We start from the raw sequence: 17838 nt of genomic DNA, 5'->3' as shown, positions 1-17838 counted from the left end.
ATAAGGATAATAGATGCCATTAGTAATATTTGTAGATGATAGTGAGACAGCTCTAGCTTCAACTAGAATGGTGACAAACTCTATGCCAATAGAAGTGATACAATTTACAGAGGCACAAACAGCGTTAGCTGAGATTCAAGCGGGTATGACACCTGATTTAATAATTACAGACCTTAATATGCCTGTAATGAATGGTCTTGAATTTTTAGAAGAGTTAAGAAAAGTACCATCTACTGGTAGAACACCATGTTTAATGCTAACAACAGAGACTAAAGCAGAATTAAAACAAAAAGGTAAAGCATTGGGACTTACTGGTTGGATTGTTAAACCATTTAATCCAGCACAGTTAAAACAAGCAATTTCAAGAGTGCTAAGATTAACATAGTGATGAATAAAATGAATATGTTATCTTCGATTAATGATTTGCTTTCTCACATAAAAGAGGTAGAGCAAAATACTATTGAAATGTCGCAAGAATCTATGCTGATGATAAGTAAATTTTTTGAAGATAACTCAATAGAGTTAGATGATAATGCTTCAAAAGCTTTACAATATCAGGATATTATTTCTCAACAATTAAGTGCTACAATAGAGGCGATAAAGAGTGTTCAACAAAGTATAAATATTTTTAAGAATGCTCAAAATTCAGATGAGATAATAGCTAATGAGAGTATAAAAAAACTTCACTCAAAATTATCAAAAACTCTTAAAACAGCAAAAGACAAAAAAGAAGCATTTTTAGGTAAGCTAAGTAATCAAAACGAAGCTGATGAAATAGAGTTTTTTTAAGGAGATATTATGGCAATTATAATGGTGGTAGATGATTCAAAAACAGTTAGAAATTATCACGGCGCAATTTTGAAGTCTCAAGGTTTTGAGATTTTAGAGGCAGAAAATGGTATGGAAGCATTGGAAAAATCTCTTGGAATATCTATTGATTTATATTTAGTAGATGTAAACATGCCTATAATGGATGGTTACTCTTTTATTCGTGATTTAAGAAAGCAATCTCCTCATAAAACTGTCCCCGTTATTATGGTTACAACTCAAGCAAAAGAAGAAGACAAGATAAATGCTTTTAAAGTTGGAGCAAATCTTTTTGAAACTAAACCTATAAAACCTGAAGTGCTTCAAGCATATGTAGATATATTAGTTAAAAGTTAGGAGGTAATAAATTATGGATCCTTTATTAGAACAATTTTTAAGTGAAGCAAGAGAAAATTTAGCATTTATAGATCAAAATATTGAAGATATTGGTGGTGATGATCCAGAACTTTTAAACTCTGTTTTTCGTGCAGCACATACTTTAAAAGGTGGAAGTGGGATTGTTGGTTTTGATAGTATTAGAGATATTACTCATCATGCTGAAGACTTACTTGATATGCTAAGAGATGGAAGGTTAGACTTTGCTGATTCTATGGTATCAGCACTTTATGATGCTTTTGATGAAGTTTTAAATTTAGTAGAAGCAGCAGAAGAGAGCGAAGGTATTGTTGAAGCTGATTTAAAAATTTTAGGCACTATTGTTTCAAGTTTAAGTGAACAGATGGGTAAAAGCGAGGAAAAAGAGAGTGCTTGGGAAGCAGGGTTTATGGTGCTAAAAGATAGTTCCTCGATAATTAATATACCTCTTAATATGTTAGATAATAAATCTTGCAAAAAAATACCTTTTAAAAACCAACCTCTAAGTGAAGAATTTTGTGAAAATGATAATTTTTACGCAATTTTGTTTGATATAGATGAATCATGTATGGTTTATGGGAATGATCCTATATATACTCTTTCTCTATTGGAAGATAAAGTTCTTGGTGTTCATTCTTGTATTTCTGATAATAATGCAAAGTCTATTCTTAGTGGAACAGAAGATTCAGATGGCTTACTTTTAAGAGTTCAATTGACTGCTTTTGTAAAATCTAATTACAGTGAAATTGAAGATGCACTTTTTAACTTTATTGATGAACTTCAATTTTTACCTTTAGATATTGAGACCTTACTGAGTATAGATGCTGGAGAAAAAGGGCATAAAATTGACTCTTTAAAAGAGTTAAGTGATATTACTAATGACTTAGATTTAGATGGCATCATTGAAGCAGTTGAGCGTTCTATGGAATTGGTTGGAGTAGATACGCTACAGCATGCACAGCTTCAACGCTTTATTGATATAAGCTCTTTAATAAAAGAAAATGATATTAAAAAATTAGATAGTTTTTTTCAAAATCTTCACAAGGGTAAAGTATATACGATAGAATCAGATGCTAATAAAGTAACAAAAGAACATATTGTCCAAGAAGAAAGTGTAAAGCAAGAGAGTCCTGAAATTAAAATGGAGATAAATGAGCATATAGAACAAGCTCTTACAAACATTAAAACTCAACAGCTTCATGCACTAGAGTATGTTAAAACTGAAGATGATTTGCAAAGAATTTTACTGATGATGCAAAAAATTAAAAAATTTACACCTCAGATGCCAGATGATTTAAACACAAAAGAAGAAGTAGAATCTTTTTTAAAATCTCAACTAGGCGTAGTAAAAGTAGAAGAAAAAGTTGAGTTAACTGAGCCGAAAAATGAGGCAAAAATTGAATCTAAGATAGAAAAAAATATTAAAGCAAAAGTAGAAGAAAAAACAGAGAAAAAAATAGAAACTAAAAAAACAGTTATTGGCAAAACTGTTAAAATTGAACAAGAATCTATAGATAGCCTTATGAATGTAGCTGGAGAACTTTTAGTTGCCAAAAATTCTCTTCCATATTTAGCAGATAGTGTTATTGACTTGAGTCATGAAGTTATAAAACGAGAGATTATGGATAAATATATTTTTATAAATCGTTTGACAGAACAACTTCAAGATCTTATTATGGGTATGAGAATGTTACCAATTTCTTATGTCTTTGATAGATATCCTAAATTAGTTCGTGATATCAGTAAAAAACTTGGTAAAAAAGTAAAACTAGAAATGGAAGGTGGCGACACTAAGTTAGATAAAAATATGATAGAGATGTTGGCTGATCCAATGATTCATATAATGAGAAATTCACTTGACCATGGAATTGAGATGCCAGATGTGCGGGAGCAAAAAGGCAAGAGTGCGATGGGTAATGTAACTCTAAAAGCTTATACTCAATCAGATAGAATAATTATAGAAATTATAGATGATGGTGCAGGGATAAATGTAGAAAGAGTTGCAAGTAAGGTTTTAGAAAAAGGTTTAATGACATCTGAGAAAATAGATAATCTTGATGAAAATGCAATGGCTGAGTTAGTTCTTTTAGCAGGATTATCAACTGCCCAAGAGATAACTGAATTTAGTGGACGCGGTGTGGGAATGGATGTTGTTAAAAAGTCTATAGAGAGTTTTGGTGGTAATATTGGCATCAAAACTAAAGCAAATGAAGGAACAACTATAACTTTAACAATACCAATGTCCTTAGCTGTTACATCTTTGCTTCACATTCAAATGAATAATATTCATTATGGACTTCCTATGGACAGTGTTAGTGAAACTGTTAAGCTCGAGCGTTCAGAGATAGAATACCTTCATAATGAACCATTTGTTTATATTCGTGGTGAAGTTATTCCTCTACTGTTTATTAAATCTATGTTAGATGAAGAAATTATGATAGATGAACCAATGTCAATTGTTGTTTTAAAAATAAAAGATAATTTATTGGCAGTTGTTGTAAATAAATTCTTGGGTCAATTAGATGTGGTTCAAAAACCTTTAGCAGGAGTAATGGAAGGTCATCCTCTTTTTAGTGGAACGGCACTTCTTGGGAATGGACAAATAATTATGGCAATTGACCCAATAGGACTTTTAGGGATTTCACAAAATTTAAAAGAAGATATTGCAGTAGCATAAAGAGGGTTTAAGTATGAAAGATTTAATAGTTTTTAGTGTTGGAGATAATCGTTATGCTCTTGATATTGAAAATATACAAAGAATAATTCAAATGCTTGAGATAAGTGAGATACCAAATGCTCATAACCTCATAGATGGGATGATGTCTTATGAGGGTAAGGTTATAAAAGTTATTAACTTCCGTAAGTTAATCGGACTATTAACTTATGATGAAGAGCTGGTACAATTTTTTTATAAGCTTAAAAAAAGTCATCAAGTTTGGATAGACGCTTTAGAAAGTTCCATAAAAAATGCTTCTACATTTACAAAACAACTAGATCCAAATAAATGTGAACTTGGTATTTGGTTGAATTCTTTTAATTCTTATGATGATAAAGATGTTGAAAAAATATTTAAGCATCTATATGAAAATCATAAAAAACTTCATTTAGTCGGTGCAAATATCTTGAAGATTTTGAAAGAAGATAAAGATAAAGCAATAGAAGAATTTAACAAAAATATTTATGATATATTTACTAAAACTATTGATGATATAGACTCTTTTATTTCCAAAGCAGATAAAGTTACAAACTCTTTACAGAAGCTTATTATTTATGAAAATAATGATAAAGTTTTTGCAGTAAAAGTAGATAAAATAGAAGATATTGCTCATATTGAAGATGGTGATATTATGAGTAATGAAGATGATAGTAATAATATTTTTTTAGAGCTTTTAGGAGTTCTTGAGTTAGATGATATGTTAATAAATATAATTAAAACTATAAAAATACCAAGTTAGGAGTGAAAATGGCAATAAAATATAAAAAAAATTCAGCAATATTTGTATCTGTGATTTATGAAGATGAGGTTGTTTCATTTAGAGATTTTTTACAAGAAAAAGCACCTGACGCAGTTAAACTAGAATTTGGTGAGTGCGAAGATATTCATTTGGCAGTTTTACAAATTATTATGGCTTATAAAAAAAACTACTCAATTTCTTATAAGTTCGGTAAAAGTAAAAAGCTTTTTCAAAAAGTTTTGGAAGGATTTGATACTAGTGAAAACCATTGTAATTAGCAATAGAAAAGGTGGTTCTGCAAAAACAACAACAGCAGTAAATATCGCAAGCGGTTTAGCAAAACACGGTTCTGTTCTTCTTATAGATTTTGATACTCAAGGACATGCTTGTATTGGTGTTGGTTGTGAACCAAGTGAAACTTTAGGAGTGCATTCTATTTTTACAGGACATACTTTGAGTGAAAGTTTTATACCAACTGTTCATAATAACTTAACTCTATCACCAGCACTTTCTTTTTTTGATGTGTATGAATATTCTGACTTACGAGGTGTATTAAAAAGTCGTTTTAAAAGAGAAAGTATTGCAGAATTTTTTGACTATTGTGTAATAGATACACCTCCAACTTTCGATGCCTTGCTAAAAAATTCTCTTGAAGTAGCAGATGCTGTTGTCATTCCCTTTGTCCCTCATCATTTAGGTGTGGTAGCAGTTGGTCAGATGCTTCGTGCTGTTTATCAGAGTGCTTCAACATTCTCAAGAGAGATAGCAGATATTTTAATACTACCTGTAATGTTTAATCCGCATATAAATGAGCATAAAGAATCATTAGCAAAAGTGAAAACATCTTTTGGAGCAGATAAGCTTTTATCTCCAATTGGAGTAGATATAAAGTTAGCAAAACAGTTTGAATCTGGCTTACCAATTATTTTAGACGAAAAGAGATCTAAGGGCATGAAAGATTATAATCTATGCGTTGAAGAACTTATAAAAAGGATTAAATAATGAATATTTTAATAGTAGATGATAATTCTAATAATAGGATGATATTAAGACTACTTCTTGAAGATTATGAAGAAAATAAGAATATAAAATTTAATATAGAAGAAGCTGAAGATGGACGCGAAGCTGTAAGTAAATGTAATGATAATAATTATGACATAGTACTAATGGATATAATGATGCCAAATATGGATGGTATCGAAGCCACTAAACTAATAAGAGAAAAAAATAATAAGGTTATGATTATTGCTGTTTCAGCAGTTAATGATAGTGCTAGAAAAAAAGAAATTTTAAATAATGGTGCAGAAGATTATATAACTAAACCTGTAAATGCTGATATATTTATAAGTAGAATAGAAAATTATATAATGCTTGTTGAAACAAGAGGGTACAAAAAAAGTAATATTAATCATATTAATCTTTTTACAGCAGAAGTTTTTTCAAGATATACAAATTTTATGATTAACACAGAAGATTCTATATCAGAATTTTGGGAATTTTTTCTATTAAATAGTATGAAAAAAAACGATAATTTAAGTGATGTAGTTCGGGCAATTTTTTCTATTACTGAAGCACAAATAAAATTATCTATAGATGCTAATATAGTTATAGAGGAATCAGAAGATAACGAATACTTTACATTAACAAATATAGAAAAACTTCCTAAAAAAATCGTTGAACTTATAGTGAAAAAGAATAATGTATCTTGTCCATATAAAATAAATGTATCAAAAATATCTTTTGAATTAAAAAAAGTATATAGTGAAAAAGAGAGTGAAAGTGTTCAACCTGTTTTTGTTAAAGAAGCAAATGAAGAGATAGCATCTATTGTTGAGTTTAAGTCACAAAAATTGGAAGTTTTTAATTATTTAGATATTGAAGATTTATCTGACTTAGAAGAATTCGCTAATAAGCTAAAATCATTAATGCTAATAGTTGGCAGTGATGATATTACTTTTGAAGAGGTTCAAGAAATATATGGATATTTAGAAAAACTTGGAATAATCCTATCTTCGTATAGTGAAGTTTTTGTAATTTCAAAGGCATTAAAAGATTTATCATATAATATGTCAGATAATATATATAAATTTATAGAAAATTCTGAAAACTTAGGAGCAATGTGTTCAGCTTTTAGTCGTGATATGTCAAAATGGATTCAGATGTCTTTTTATAAAGGTGCACCAAGTGTTGATTTTATGAATGATACTATCGTTGTTAATTGCGAGACAATAAGTTCAATGTTAAAATTAGATAATAATCTTAGTAATATAGAAGATTTAGATGATATCTTTGATTTTTAGGAATTTGTTATGTATAAAGTAAAAATTTAAAATACATGCAGTTGCTTTTTAAAAGTGGATTTTCAGAAAGTATAATTAAAGAAAAATTTCTATAGCTCTTGCTAAATCTTCTTTAGTATCAATTCCAAAACCTGTACTTGCAACTTTTAGCATAGTTATCTTTTTTTGATGATGAATAGCTCGAAGTTGTTCTAAGCCTTCTATATCTTCGATAGGTGCATCACTAAGATTACAAAATTCTTTTAAACTTTTTTTGGAAAATCCATAGATGCCAATGTGTCCAAAGTAGTTTGCTCTTCCACTTCTGTTATACGGGATAAGTGAGCGTGAAAAATATATGGCATTATTATCATTATCAAGTACAACTTTTACAAGATTTGGGTCTTTTGCAGAGTCTGCATTTATGGAGTTATAACAACTTCCCATGATAAAAGGCTCTTTTTCTTTTTGTAATTCTTTAAGTCTATTTATAAGTAATTGGACTACTTCTGGCTCTATAAAAGGTTCATCAGCTTGAACATTTATAATTATTTCATCATCATCTAAGTTTAAAATATTTGCACATTCATGGATTCTATCTGTTCCACTTTTATGTGTTGTTGATGTTAGCATCGCTTTTATATTGTGCTCTTTACAAATAGAAATAATTTTTTCATCATCAGTAGCGATAACAACTCTATCTAGATGCTCTACTGCTTTTGCAGTTCTAACGACCATTGGTAAACCACCAATATCAGCTAAAACTTTTTGCGGAAATCTTGTAGATGCCAATCGTGCAGGAATAATAATCATAATTTTAATGCCTTTGAGATATAATAACAAAATTATATCTAAAATGTTGCAAGGTACTTTTAAATGCTTCTATATCAACCTCAGTCAGGTTATAACTACAATAGTGATTCTCTTCTTTTATATGATTTTATAAACTCTTTTAAGCCTCGTGGTAGAGTCTTGGATATAGGGGCAGGTTGCGGAATAGTTGGACTTTTAGTCGCACGGGATAATCCAAAAATAGAACTAGAAGCAGTTGAAAAACAAGATATATTTGTTTCTTATGCTTTAGTTAATGCAAGAGTTAATAAAATAAAATATAAAATCCAAAAAGAAGATGTTTTGAATTTTTATGAGAGTCAAAAGTATGATTTTATTTTTTCCAATCCTCCTTTTTATAATGAAGGAAGTAAACAAAGTAAAGATAATATGTTGTTTAATGCAAGGTATAATGTCAACTTACCAATAGATAAATTTTTTAAAAAAATTTCAAGACTTTTAAAGCCTCAAGCACATTTTATATTTTGCTATGAAGCTTCACAGTTTTCTCTAATATGCGCAGAGTTACATAGAGTAAAATTAAGAGTCGTTGATGTAAGATTTGTCCACTCTAAAGTAAATAAAAAGGCTTTTTTAGTGTTAATACATGTAAGAAATAGTTCAAAATCACTTATGAATGTATTACCTCCGTTAATTACAATGGATAGTGACAACTATACGCAAGAAGTAGAAAAAATTTTTAAAAAAGCGTCTACTCATAGTATAAAGTGCCAACTATAATGAAAAAGGATGGCTTTGATTATACTTTTGATTCTAGTGCTTGTTTTAGTTGTGAAGGTCGATGTTGCACTGGAGATAGTGGATATATTTTTGTTACAAAGAATGAGATAGAAAAAATCAGTAAACTTTTATCTGTAGAAGAAAATAATTTTGTTAAAAATTATCTATTTAAAAAAGGATATAAGTACTCTATAAAAGAGATGAAGTATAATGATTCTTATGAATGTATATTTTATGATAGAGATATAAAAGCTTGTAGCATCTACGATGAAAGACCATCTCAGTGTAGAACTTTTCCTTTTTGGGATTATTACAAAATACGATTAGATGAGTTAAAACAAGAGTGTCCAGGAGTAAAGATGAAGGATAAAGATGTATAAAATACTTATAACAATATTTTTAGCATTTATTTTAGGTGCTTGTTCAGGTTCTATTTCATCGATAAAACCTAATGAAAAAGCTTTTGAAGAAGAAGATGCTTACATACTCTTTGCACTAAGAGCAGAACAAGTTAAAGAGTACAAGGCAGCATCTAGTATTTTTAATACACTTTGGGAAAAATCTGGAAAAAAAGAGTATCTTTATAAATCACTTCAAAATGATATAGCAAAGCAAGACTATAGTAAAGTTGTTAAAAAAGTTGATGAAATAGCACAAAATAACCTTGATGATTTTATTCTTATAAGACTTAAAATACTAGCACTTATTGGAGAGATTAAACTTGAAGACGCTAGAGTATTAGCTATACAACTTGTAGATACCTCAAAAAAAGCAACTGATTATATTATGGTTAGTGAAATATATGTAAAACAAAAAAAGTTTGATACAGCATTAAAATATTTAGAAAGTGCATATGCAAAAGGTTACAATGAAGATATATTAGACAGAATGTCAATAATTTTATATGTAAACTTGCAAAGAAAAAAAGATGCGATAGCACAACTAGAAACGCATAGTAGAATACATGGATGTTCAAAAAAAATATGTAATAGACTAATTGGTTTTTACTCAAATGAGAATAATATAGATGGAATTTTATCTATATACTTAAGAAAATATAATATGTATAAAAGTGGTGAAATATCTAAAAAAATTATACAAATTTATCTTTATAAAAAAGAGCATTTAAAACTTCTTGTTTTCTTAAAAGATAGCGGTAGTGATGATGACCTTTTGCTTCAACTCTACATAAATTCAAAAAATTATGAAAAAGCATACTTGTTAGCAGAAAAACTTTATGAAAATAAAGATGACATAAACTATCTTGGACAGAGTGCAATTTTTGAGTATGAATATGCTAAAAATAAAGAAAATAAACAAATGCAAAAGTCTGTTATAAAAAAGTTAAGTAAAGTTGTTAAGATAGATAAAAATGCATTGTATTTAAATTATTTAGGTTATCTTTTAATCGACCATTCTATAGATATAAAAAAAGGAATAGCTTATGTAAGAGAAGCTTTAGAAGTAGAGCCAAAATCTGCTTTTTACCTTGACTCTTTAGCCTGGGGTTACTATAGATTAGGAAAATGCAAAAAAGCATTAAGAATAATTAAGAATGTTATGAAACTAGAGGGCGGAGATGACCTTGAAGTTTTAGCTCATTTTAGAATAATAAAAAAATGTAAAAACAAAAAAAATAAGGGTAAAAAGAAAAAATGATTTTAGATGATATTATAGAAAAAACAAAAGAAGATTTAATTAAAAGAGAAAAAGAGTTTTCACTTGATTGGTTAGGTCGTTCACTTGCGTTTAATGCAAGAGTTCCAAGAGATGTTTTCCCTTATTTAAAAGCAACCCTACAAGACCCATATAGAATAATAACAGAGGTAAAAAAAGCCTCACCATCAAAAGGGGTTATTCGTGAGAACTTTGACCCATTAGAGATTGCTCAAGCCTATGAGCGAGGTGGAGCAAGTGCTATATCTATTCTGACAGAACCTCACTTTTTTCAAGGTTCATTAGACTATCTTGGTGGAATTAGAAGGTATGTTGGTATCCCACTTTTAAGAAAAGATTTTATTGTTTCTAAATATCAGATATTAGAAGCAATGGTTCACGGTGCGGACTTTATTCTATTAATAGCTACGGCACTTTCTAAAAAAGATTTAAAAGAACTTTTAGCATATACAAGACATCTTGGTATGGAAGCTTTAGTAGAAGTACATGACAAAACAGATTTAATAAAAGCTATATATGCAGGTAGTGATATTATAGGTATTAATCATAGAAATTTAAAAACTTTTGAAATGAATATGAATTTATGTTATGACCTAATACCTCTAATACCAAATGGTAAAATAATTGTAGCTGAGAGTGGCATCTATGAACACGGTCAACTAGAAGATTTAAGTAAAGCAGGAGTAGACGCTTTTCTTGTTGGCGAATCTCTAATGAGAACAGACAACGAGGAAGAAGCTCTAAGAAAACTAAAATTTGGTTAATTTTATTATTTTAATAAACTCTTAACACATTCACTTATTCTTTTTCCATTAGCCTTTCCAGCTAACTCTTTAGAAGCGTTACCCATGACTTTACCAATATCTTTCATAGTAGAAGCTCCAACTTTAGATATTATCTGTGTTATAGCAGTTAATAATTCATCATCATTTAATTGAGCAGGTAGATAAGGTGTATATATCGCAATTTCATCTAGTTCTATTTGTACTAAATCATCACGAGCAGCATCTTTAAACTGAGAAGCAGCATCATTCCTTCTTTTAACTTGAGTCTGTATGATTTTGATAACATCATCATCACTTAAAACTTTTCTTTCATCAACTTCTATTTGCTTAAAAGCACTTGTTAAAAGACGAAGAGCATCTCTTTTTTTTGTATCTTTTGCTTTCATAGCATCTTTAACATCTTGGTTAATTATTTCTCTTAATGTCATTGTACTTCCTTGGAACTATTTTTGCTAGAATTATAACTAAACAAAGACTACTAACAAAGAGATTAAATGCTAAAAACGATTTTAATATATTTAGTGCCATTTTATGTTATACTATTTTTTACAGGATGTACTGCTAATTTGACAAAACCAGAAATAAACTTTGAAGCACCCGCTTATGTTGAGCAGATGCCATCTCGTGAAGATAAAAAAGATTATATATCAACGGGAAGCATATTTGGTCAAGGAGACAATCCACTTTTCTCAGATCACAAAGCAATGCATGTAAATGATATAGTTAGAGTTGTTATTTCTGAAACAGCTAAAAGCTCAAGTACTGGAACAAAAGCACTTGCTGAATCTGATGAGAGTGTTTTAGGTGGTGGAGTTTTTGCATCAGCTAGTGGAAACTCAGCAGTGAGTGCTTTTGCAAATAATCTTACTGGTTTATCAAATATAGGCTATACTGGAAAATCTTCTAATACTTATTCAGGTCAAGGAAGTGCAACAAAAGATGCAACTTTTACTACAACTGTTTCAGCTAGAATAGTAAAGGTTTTACAAAATGGAAACTATTTTATCTCTGGAAAAAGAGAAATTTTAGTTGATGAACAAAAGCAAGTTGTACAAATAAGTGGTGTTATTCGTCCATACGATATAGACCAATATAATAAAATTAGTTCTGCTCAAATGAGTGATGCTAAAATTCTTTATAAAACACAAGGAGATGTTGACCGTGCGACACAACAAGGATGGGGAACCAAAATCATTCAGGCTGTTTGGCCGTTTTAGCCTAATACTTTTTTTAAGTACATCTCTTTTTTCTTCTCAAAGTTTTTCAGAATTTAAAAACTCACAAGTAAAATCGTTCTCTAAATATAAAGATGAAAAAGATAATGCTTTTAACAAGTATCTCAAAGAACAGTGGAAGGCATATGATGTTTTTAAAGGTACTCCTTTATATGAAAAACCAAAACCAAAAGAGATAGCTCCTGCTCAAATTAAAAAGATTAAAAGTGTTGGTCCAAAAATAAGTATAAAGGTTCATAAAGTAAAATCCGTTGAGCCAAAACCTGTACAAAAGTTCATAATATTTAAAGAAGCAAAAAAAGAAATAATAAAAAAAGAAATAAGCTTTGACTTTTATGGTTCGTACTTAGGGTTTGATATGCCAACTGGCATAAAAAAAGCAAGATTTTACCCTCAAAATCAAAAAGGGATTACAAACTTTTTTGATAGTGTAGCATCTAGTGATTATCATAGTCTCATAGGTGATATAAAAAAAGTATCTACAAATATGAATCTTAATGATTGGGGAGTTTATCTTTTAGTTTTAAAAATTTCTTCTGAGGTGCATCCGAGTAAAGATAATTCAAATTTATTAAGTTGGTTTATTTTTAATAAGCTTGGTTATGCTGTAAAGGTAGGTTTAGCTAAAAGACATATAGTTTTACTGCATTACTCTAAAAAAATCATATATTCTACTCCTAATTATAGTTTTTCAAATAAACAGTTTTATGTAGTATCTAATTATTCAAAAGGAAATGTAGGTAGGCTTTATTCATACAAACAAAATTATCCTGGAGCGAATAAACCACTTGACTTAGCACTTAAAACATTACCAAATTTTAAGTCTAATATGAAAAGTAAAACACTTAGTTTTAATGAACTTGGCAAAAACTATAAAGTTTCTTTTGAGTTCAACCAAAACCTTATAGACTTCATGGCTACATATCCACAAGCAGACTATGAGACATATTTTAATGCTCCACTAGATAGTAGAACATACTCTTCAATAGCTAAAGATATTAAAAAGTATGTAGATGGCAAAAAAGCTGGAGATGCTATGAACTTTGTTCTTCATTTCGTTCAGAAATCTTTTAAATATGCAAGAGATAATGCTCAGTTTGGAAGAGAAAAAGTTATGTTTGCAGCTGAAACTCTTTATTTTAATAAGTCAGATTGCGAAGACAGAGCAGTTCTCTATTCATACCTTATAAAAAAATTATTTGGGGTGGGTGTTATTGGTGTAAAATATAAAGACCACATGGCAACCGCTCTTTATGTACCTATGAGCGGTGATAGTGTAAAAGCAGGACAAAGAAAATTTGTGCTTGCAGATCCTACTTTTATCAACGCTAGTATTGGTCAAAGTATGCCTAAATATAAATCAATTAGACCAGACAGTTTTGTTATTGTAAAGTGATGATAAATTTGTAGTTTTATTTATTAATTTTACAAAATTTTCTTCATCAATTGCTTTAGAAAAATAGTAGCCTTGATACTGTTTTGCTCCGCTGTCTTGTATGAATAAGAGTTGTTCTTTATCTTCTACACCTTCTATAACACTTTGCATGTTGAATGTATCTGCCATATGAATTAGCATCTTAATAACCTCTTTATTTGAGGAATTATTTAAATTTGTTAAAAAACTTTTATCTATTTTTAAAGAGTTTACAGGTAGTTGTTTTAAATATGAGATAGATGAGCATCCTATGCCAAAATCATCAATAGCAAATTTAAAACCTACTTTTCTAAGTGATTCTATTTTTAATACGGCAGCGCTAATATCTTTAATAAGTTCCTTTTCTGTGATTTCTAGCTCAATATTAGCAGGATTTACCCCAAAACTATTAACAGTTGATATTATATCTTGCTCAAACAAAGGATCAAGTAGTTCGTTTACATTAATATTAATAGAGATAATTCCATTAAATATTTTTTTGTATGATTTTATAAATTTACATGCACTAGAGAGTGCTAGTATGCTAATATCATGAATCATACCCATATCTGTCAAAACTTTTAAAAATGAATCTGGGTATAGAAGTCCTCGTTTTGGATGTTGCCATCTAATCAGTGCTTCGGCTCCAATAATGTTACCAGTTTTTATATCTACTTTTGCTTGATAATAAAACTTAAATCCATCATTATTATATGCAAAAATTAATTCTTCTTCAAGTAGTTGCAGACGTTTTAGTTCAAGCTCAATAGTTTTGTTAAAAAAAACAAATTGATTTTTACCTTGACTTTTTGCTTGATACATTGCGGCATCAGCATTTGTCATAATTTCTGGAATACCTACCTTGTCATCTGGAAATAGTTTAACCCCGATACTCGCACTAATATTTAATTTTTGTTCATTAAATATAAATGTTTTGTTTAGTTTATTAATGATTTTTGTGCATATTTCTTTAACATCTTTAGCCGCTTCTGGTGTTTCTTTATCAATGTTAAGAATAACTACTGCAAATTCGTCGCCACTTATTCTTGCAACAATATCTTCTTCTCTAAGAATTGATTTAAGCCTTTTTGACACTTCTATAAGAAGTTTATCCCCTATATCATGCCCATAAGTATCATTTATATTTTTAAATGCATCTAGGTCTATAAATAAAAAGGCATGTAAAAAGTTATGTCTTATGGCTTTAACCAACTCTTCATTTAGTCTTTGTAATAAATACTTTCTATTTACTAAACCTGTTAAAAAATCATGATCTGCTTGATGTTGAGCTTTTTCTTGAGCTTCTTTGATATCAGTTACATCTATAAATTGAGCTAGGTAGTGAGTTGTAATGTTGTTGTTATCTTTGATTGCTGTTATAGACAGCCTTTCTAAATAAATTTCAGAATTTTTTCTTTTATTGTAAATATCATCATTCCATTCCCCTTTGCTAATCAAATCTGTCCACATTTTTTTATAAAAATTTTCTTCATGTTTCATAGATTTTAGTATTCGTGGATTTTTACCAATTACTTCAGAAGCACTATAGCCTGTAATACGGGTAAATGCATCATTGACTTTTATAATGATTCCATTAGCATCTGTTATCGTTATAGCTTGGTGGGAGTTGAATGTATGTGCAAACATTTTCAAATCAGCTATATTTTCATTTTCTTTTTGTATTTTTTTAATTAATATAGTTGCCAAACTTACTAGTGAAATAATAGATAACAACCATAATAATATCACAATGAAAAGAGTGAAGAGCGCATTAGAGTAAAGGTCTTCGGATTGAGAAGTGTATTTAGAAAGTATTTTAGTAGATATTTTTTCAAGCATGTCTATTCTAAATGTTGTAACTTTAAACCATTTTTTAGCATCGTTACTATCTAATGATTTTGATAAAAAAGATTTTCTCAATATATTTAGTTCTTCTTCATTTTGTTTTGTAAGTATAGAGTTATATATAAAGATTGAACTCGTAGATGCATTTAACATGAATTCCTCATGTTCATGTTTTTGTTGTGATTGAAGAAATTTGATTTGCAACATATACTCGAACTTATTTGAGTTAAGTTGATTGTAAATAATTGCTCTCTCCCTTCCAGCATCTTCTTTTAAAAGTTGTATTTCATATAAAGCATTGTTATCATTGGAATATTTATTTATCACCATTGTTAATACTTCTATAGATTGCATTAATTTTTCATTTAATTTGCTATAATATTTAAATTGTTCATCAAATTTAAAAGAATTATCTAAAATTTTTTTTCTTACATTTTTAAGTTCATTTAGATATAAAATATTTTTTTTAACTAATGGATCATTTTTATCTCTTATTTCCTTTTGTAGTAGTTCTTCTTTATCAGATATTAGTTTGATTAAAGATAGGAGTTTCTTATATGACTTATCTGTTTGTTTGTGTTGAGATAAAAGTTTATTTTTACTATTTTTATCAGGAAAAGCAATATATCCAGAGCTAAGACCTCTCTCTTTTTGAAGATCATGGATTAGATTTGTGAAAATATTTGTTGCATATGCAGAAAATTTATGTGTTGTACTTTCATTTAAATTATTATATTTTATACTAATAAAAGATAATGATAAATAGAGTATTGAGATTAAAGGGACTAAAAATAAAAACAATATTTTAAAGTCAAAAAATGTATTTTTCATGATATTGGTTATTCCTTTGATTTATTAGTAGTTGTATGCTACTTTATAGGTTGGATCATCTTCCTCATATGAGCAATGTGGACCAGCTTTTTTAAGTATAGCTTTACAATCAGCAGATAAATGTCTAAGAAGTAAATTTTTCCCAGCATCTTCATATTTTTTAGTAATGGCATCTACTGCTTCAACACCTGAAGCATCCATAACTCGTGCATCTTTAAAGTCAATAACAACTTTTGAAGGGTCATTTGGTATATCAAAGTTGTCTGCAAATGTTGTAGCACTACCAAAAAATAGAGGACCGTCAAGTTCGTAAACTCTAGTTCCATCTTCTTCTGTATGAACGCGTGAGAATATTTTTGCATGTTTCCAAGCAAAAGCAAGTGCTGATATAATAACTCCGGCAATAACTGCAATAGCTAAGTCTTCTACAACTGTTATAAGAGTTACAGTAACCATTACAAAAGCATCTGTTTTTGGCATACGACTTATACGAGAAAAACTAGACCACTCAAAAGTACCAATACTTACCATAAACATGATTCCAACTAAAACAGCAACAGGAATAGTATTTAAAACACCACTCATTGAAACAACTAGAATAATTAACCCTACGGCAGCCACAAAAGAAGAAAGTCTTCCTATACCACCAGAAGTGTAGTTAATGATACTTTGACCAATCATGGCACAACCAGCCATACCACCAAAGAAACCACAAGTAATATTTCCTGTTCCTTGAGCGATACATTCTTTGTTAGCAGACCCACGAGTATTGCTTAGTTCATCTAAAACAGATAATGTAAGAAGTGATTCTATGATACCAACGAGGGCAACGATAACCGCGAAAGGCAGAACTAAAACAATAGCGTCTAGACTAAAAAGATAATAAGGAACACCAAAAGTTGGAAGTTGTCCAGCATATTTACTCATATCATCTAAACCACTAAGAAGTAGTGTGTCCGCGTTTGTTAGATAAACTCCTAAGGTTACAAAAATTATCGCAACCAGACCAGCTGGAACAGCTTTTGTGTACTTTGGAAGTATGTACATGATAAACATGGTTATGAGAACTAGGATATACATCATATAACCTTGACCATCAAAAAACTTAAACTGAGCAGTTGCAATAACTATAGCAAGACCATTTACAAAACCATGAATCGCGGGAGTTGGAACAAGACGGATAAATTTACCAAGTTTTAAAGCCCCAATACCTATTTGAATAAGTCCAGCGACAACAGTTGCTAAGAGTATGTAGTTTAAAACTCCCATAGCTAAGGCATCTTTACTAGCTCCTTGCGCTTGGAATAGTGTAGTCACTTCAAGTCCAAGTCCAACAAAAACAATAGCGACTGCTCCTGTAGCTCCTGAAACCATACCTGCTTTACCACCGATAAGAGAAGTAATCAGACCTAAAATAAAAGCAGTATAAAGACCGACAACAGGACTAACTCCAGCAATGAAACTAAAAGCTATTGCTTCAGGAACAAGTGCGACAGCAACAACTAAACCAGATAAAACATCATTTTTAATATTGCCATTAGAATATTTTTTTAAATCAAACAA

18 protein-coding genes are annotated in these 17838 nt (G+C 29.7%); 14 read left to right on the top strand and 4 right to left on the bottom strand.

What is annotated here, in order from left to right; all coding sequences use genetic code 11:
• Positions 1-13 precede the first annotated feature (13 nt).
• Genes MOV42_RS09300 through MOV42_RS09265 form a run of 8 tightly spaced genes read left to right on the top strand, consistent with a single transcriptional unit; the run spans position 14 to position 6937 of the window.
• Positions 14-385, top strand: a complete 372-nt coding sequence (locus tag MOV42_RS09300; protein WP_324170920.1) for a response regulator — start codon at positions 14-16, stop codon at positions 383-385.
• Positions 386-387: 2 nt separating this feature from the next.
• A complete protein-coding gene (locus tag MOV42_RS09295) occupies positions 388-789 on the top strand; it encodes a hypothetical protein (protein WP_324170919.1) in 402 nt (133 codons plus the stop codon).
• Between the two features lie 9 nt (positions 790-798).
• Positions 799-1164, top strand: a complete 366-nt coding sequence (locus tag MOV42_RS09290) for a response regulator (RefSeq protein ID WP_324170918.1) — start codon at positions 799-801, stop codon at positions 1162-1164.
• 13 nt (positions 1165-1177) lie between these two features.
• Positions 1178-3859 (top strand): chemotaxis protein CheA, encoded by a 2682-nt coding sequence (locus MOV42_RS09285; protein ID WP_324170917.1) that lies wholly within the window; start codon positions 1178-1180, stop codon positions 3857-3859.
• 13 nt (positions 3860-3872) lie between these two features.
• Positions 3873-4637 (top strand): chemotaxis protein CheW, encoded by a 765-nt coding sequence (locus MOV42_RS09280; protein WP_324170916.1) that lies wholly within the window; start codon positions 3873-3875, stop codon positions 4635-4637.
• A gap of 8 nt (positions 4638-4645) precedes the next feature.
• A complete protein-coding gene (locus tag MOV42_RS09275) occupies positions 4646-4915 on the top strand; it encodes a hypothetical protein (protein WP_324170915.1) in 270 nt (89 codons plus the stop codon).
• Positions 4896-5639, top strand: a complete 744-nt coding sequence (locus MOV42_RS09270; RefSeq protein ID WP_324170914.1) for a ParA family protein — start codon at positions 4896-4898, stop codon at positions 5637-5639. Before MOV42_RS09275 ends, MOV42_RS09270 begins: the two co-directional genes overlap by 20 nt.
• Positions 5639-6937, top strand: a complete 1299-nt coding sequence (locus MOV42_RS09265; RefSeq protein ID WP_324170913.1) for a response regulator — start codon at positions 5639-5641, stop codon at positions 6935-6937. The genes MOV42_RS09270 and MOV42_RS09265 overlap by 1 nt, the downstream gene beginning before the upstream one ends.
• A gap of 75 nt (positions 6938-7012) precedes the next feature.
• Here MOV42_RS09265 and kdsB read toward each other — a convergent pair whose 3' ends face one another.
• A complete protein-coding gene (gene kdsB, locus MOV42_RS09260; protein ID WP_324170912.1) occupies positions 7013-7729 on the bottom strand; it encodes a 3-deoxy-manno-octulosonate cytidylyltransferase in 717 nt (238 codons plus the stop codon).
• Positions 7730-7792: 63 nt separating this feature from the next.
• Between kdsB and MOV42_RS09255 the strand changes: the two genes are divergently transcribed.
• From MOV42_RS09255 to trpC, 4 genes are read left to right on the top strand one after another with little or no spacing between them, the layout of a single operon-like run.
• The gene (locus tag MOV42_RS09255; RefSeq protein WP_324170911.1) at positions 7793-8488 is read left to right on the top strand and encodes a tRNA1(Val) (adenine(37)-N6)-methyltransferase; all 696 of its coding nucleotides are present in this window, start codon (positions 7793-7795) and stop codon (positions 8486-8488) included.
• Complete coding sequence (locus MOV42_RS09250) at positions 8488-8868, top strand: YkgJ family cysteine cluster protein (RefSeq protein WP_324170910.1); 381 nt, start codon at positions 8488-8490, stop codon at positions 8866-8868. Before MOV42_RS09255 ends, MOV42_RS09250 begins: the two co-directional genes overlap by 1 nt.
• A complete protein-coding gene (locus MOV42_RS09245) occupies positions 8861-10147 on the top strand; it encodes a hypothetical protein (protein WP_324170909.1) in 1287 nt (428 codons plus the stop codon). Before MOV42_RS09250 ends, MOV42_RS09245 begins: the two co-directional genes overlap by 8 nt.
• A complete protein-coding gene (gene trpC / locus MOV42_RS09240) occupies positions 10144-10929 on the top strand; it encodes an indole-3-glycerol phosphate synthase TrpC (RefSeq protein WP_324170908.1) in 786 nt (261 codons plus the stop codon). Before MOV42_RS09245 ends, trpC begins: the two co-directional genes overlap by 4 nt.
• A gap of 5 nt (positions 10930-10934) precedes the next feature.
• On the opposite strand, the gene MOV42_RS09235 is transcribed toward trpC, so the two are convergent.
• Positions 10935-11378 carry a GatB/YqeY domain-containing protein gene (locus tag MOV42_RS09235; protein ID WP_324170907.1) on the bottom strand — a complete coding sequence of 148 codons (444 nt, stop codon included), beginning with the start codon at positions 11376-11378 and terminating at the stop codon, positions 10935-10937.
• A gap of 66 nt (positions 11379-11444) precedes the next feature.
• Here MOV42_RS09235 and flgH point away from each other — a divergent pair, with 66 nt between their 5' ends.
• Both flgH and MOV42_RS09225 read left to right on the top strand, forming a co-directional pair.
• A complete protein-coding gene (gene flgH / locus MOV42_RS09230) occupies positions 11445-12167 on the top strand; it encodes a flagellar basal body L-ring protein FlgH (protein ID WP_324170906.1) in 723 nt (240 codons plus the stop codon).
• Positions 12112-13581, top strand: a complete 1470-nt coding sequence (locus tag MOV42_RS09225; RefSeq protein WP_324170905.1) for a hypothetical protein — start codon at positions 12112-12114, stop codon at positions 13579-13581. Before flgH ends, MOV42_RS09225 begins: the two co-directional genes overlap by 56 nt.
• Here MOV42_RS09225 and MOV42_RS09220 read toward each other — a convergent pair.
• Together MOV42_RS09220 and MOV42_RS09215 are read right to left on the bottom strand one after the other, a co-directional pair.
• Entirely contained in the window at positions 13546-16275 is a 2730-nt protein-coding gene (locus tag MOV42_RS09220; RefSeq protein ID WP_324170904.1) for an EAL domain-containing protein, read from the bottom strand. The genes MOV42_RS09225 and MOV42_RS09220 overlap by 36 nt on opposite strands.
• A 24-nt stretch (positions 16276-16299) precedes the next feature.
• A complete protein-coding gene (locus MOV42_RS09215) occupies positions 16300-17838 on the bottom strand; it encodes a SulP family inorganic anion transporter (protein WP_324170903.1) in 1539 nt (512 codons plus the stop codon).

It is taken from the genome of Sulfurimonas sp. (genome assembly GCF_029027405.1).
In the GTDB taxonomy this organism is placed as follows: domain Bacteria; phylum Campylobacterota; class Campylobacteria; order Campylobacterales; family Sulfurimonadaceae; genus Sulfurimonas.
This window is presented reverse-complemented; position numbering and strand designations above follow the sequence as displayed.

Coding starts and splice junctions, on each gene's coding strand:
- MOV42_RS09265 (WP_324170913.1), top strand. CDS start 5,639: ATGAATATTTTAATAGTAGATGATAATTCTAATAATAGGATGATATTA.
- MOV42_RS09285 (WP_324170917.1), top strand. CDS start 1,178: ATGGATCCTTTATTAGAACAATTTTTAAGTGAAGCAAGAGAAAATTTA.
- flgH (WP_324170906.1), top strand. CDS start 11,445: ATGCTAAAAACGATTTTAATATATTTAGTGCCATTTTATGTTATACTA.
- trpC (WP_324170908.1), top strand. CDS start 10,144: ATGATTTTAGATGATATTATAGAAAAAACAAAAGAAGATTTAATTAAA.
- MOV42_RS09295 (WP_324170919.1), top strand. CDS start 388: ATGAATAAAATGAATATGTTATCTTCGATTAATGATTTGCTTTCTCAC.
- kdsB (WP_324170912.1), bottom strand. CDS start 7,729: ATGATTATTATTCCTGCACGATTGGCATCTACAAGATTTCCGCAAAAA.
- MOV42_RS09245 (WP_324170909.1), top strand. CDS start 8,861: ATGTATAAAATACTTATAACAATATTTTTAGCATTTATTTTAGGTGCT.
- MOV42_RS09280 (WP_324170916.1), top strand. CDS start 3,873: ATGAAAGATTTAATAGTTTTTAGTGTTGGAGATAATCGTTATGCTCTT.
- MOV42_RS09220 (WP_324170904.1), bottom strand. CDS start 16,275: ATGAAAAATACATTTTTTGACTTTAAAATATTGTTTTTATTTTTAGTC.
- MOV42_RS09300 (WP_324170920.1), top strand. CDS start 14: ATGCCATTAGTAATATTTGTAGATGATAGTGAGACAGCTCTAGCTTCA.
- MOV42_RS09255 (WP_324170911.1), top strand. CDS start 7,793: ATGCTTCTATATCAACCTCAGTCAGGTTATAACTACAATAGTGATTCT.
- MOV42_RS09235 (WP_324170907.1), bottom strand. CDS start 11,378: ATGACATTAAGAGAAATAATTAACCAAGATGTTAAAGATGCTATGAAA.
- MOV42_RS09275 (WP_324170915.1), top strand. CDS start 4,646: ATGGCAATAAAATATAAAAAAAATTCAGCAATATTTGTATCTGTGATT.
- MOV42_RS09250 (WP_324170910.1), top strand. CDS start 8,488: ATGAAAAAGGATGGCTTTGATTATACTTTTGATTCTAGTGCTTGTTTT.
- MOV42_RS09290 (WP_324170918.1), top strand. CDS start 799: ATGGCAATTATAATGGTGGTAGATGATTCAAAAACAGTTAGAAATTAT.